Annotated in this window: 3 protein-coding genes; all 3 read right to left on the minus strand. The window is 35.7% G+C overall.

Annotated elements, in window-relative coordinates; translation table 11 throughout:
* Positions 1 to 221 precede the first annotated feature (221 nt).
* Positions 222 to 494, minus strand: a complete 273-nt coding sequence (locus tag C0512_RS15790; RefSeq protein ID WP_290863300.1) for a hypothetical protein — start codon at positions 492 to 494, stop codon at positions 222 to 224.
* A gap of 267 nt (positions 495 to 761) precedes the next feature.
* Entirely contained in the window at positions 762 to 1,019 is a 258-nt protein-coding gene (locus C0512_RS15795) for a CPCC family cysteine-rich protein (RefSeq protein ID WP_290863302.1), read from the minus strand.
* A gap of 3 nt (positions 1,020 to 1,022) precedes the next feature.
* On the minus strand, positions 1,023 to 1,350 hold a 328-nt coding region (locus tag C0512_RS15800; protein WP_290863304.1), incomplete at its 5' end, for a hypothetical protein.

The following is a 1,350-nucleotide window of genomic DNA, read 5'->3' on the forward strand; positions in this document are numbered from 1 at the left end:
ATCAAAATGGTTTTTTAAAGAAAACAGTGGTTATCGATTGCAAACAAGGATTTCCCCTGCTGCGAAAAAAAGTGCTGATAAAGACAGAATAGATTTAATGGATATATCTGATAAGTGAACAGGATTGCCCAGGATAAAAAGAAACAGAATCGGACAGGCATTCGCGTCAGACAGGATGGGCATGATAGGTAGGATACATTAAGATCAACAAGACTGACAAGTTAATTTCTCGTGGACGTGAGCATTGATTTTGCTTCATTGAGAGCATTGATTGCACTAGAAAAACCAACTTTCCATGGTCGAACATCAGGACGTGGATAAAATTCGATTTCAAAGACAGAATGTTCCTGATTGATTTCAGCCCATTGACACCCCTCAAAAAAAATTTCTGCAACCAAATTGTCTCTATCTGGTGGACTCGACAGACAAATGCGGTATTTCTCTAACATATTAAACATTTCCGTTGAGGGTTTTGGATCAATATGGATAAACAAAATCACCTTCTTTAACCCTATGGCGAAAAGCTCGAATCTCTCAATATCCATTAGGGAACTTTTTCTCATGATCATTTTCTCCTGTTTTGTAGATTAAGAAGAAAAATATCAGGAATTCGATCATAAGAACAGATAGCTAAATTTGACGCTTACAATTGAGTTGATGTTTACACCTCCATACTCGCCAAAGAACAATTAGATTTTGGTATAATTCTCTTCCAAACTGCAGAATTTGAGTTTTTGTTGGCAGAGTTGCTTCTGCTGTGTTTAAGGAATTTCATGAGAAAGCGGGGCTCTAACACGATTCAGAAATTCTTTAGATGATGCTCCAAATTCTTTAAAATTTTTCTGAGCTTGAATAAGACTTTCTTTATTGGCTCCTCCAAAAAATTCTGGGTTATTAAGTTGGAAATCGTCATCTTCCCAAAAACATACTGGACAGATCTCAAATGTCCCGGGTTCACTTTCTGGCATGGTCAAGAAACCACAACAAGAACATGGATACCCTTTATTTTTTTCTACCATTTTTTAATTCCTTGTTTGAAAGTAGACAATCCCTTGTTTAGGCTTAAACATGGTTTTAGGTACCCCATTTTTTGTAAATGTACCGTATGTATTGCTCAAAAGATCGTATCTAATTATTTCTCCTTTAGGTCGTATTTTTACGAGTGCGTTTTTCGATTTAAAAAATTCATGAGCATACTCTACATATTGCTTAGCATTTAAAAGTTCTGGAAATTCTTTTCCATGCTTTTCCCAATGATAAAAAGCATTTTCCACAGCTGTTTTAGTTTTCGTTGAGTTCCATATGGGACCATTAATTGCTACAACATTTTTTTCTGCAGTTGTTGTTCTC

The sequence above is a fragment of the Flavobacterium sp. genome, assembly GCF_013822155.1.
Classification (GTDB): domain Bacteria; phylum Bacteroidota; class Bacteroidia; order Flavobacteriales; family Flavobacteriaceae; genus Flavobacterium.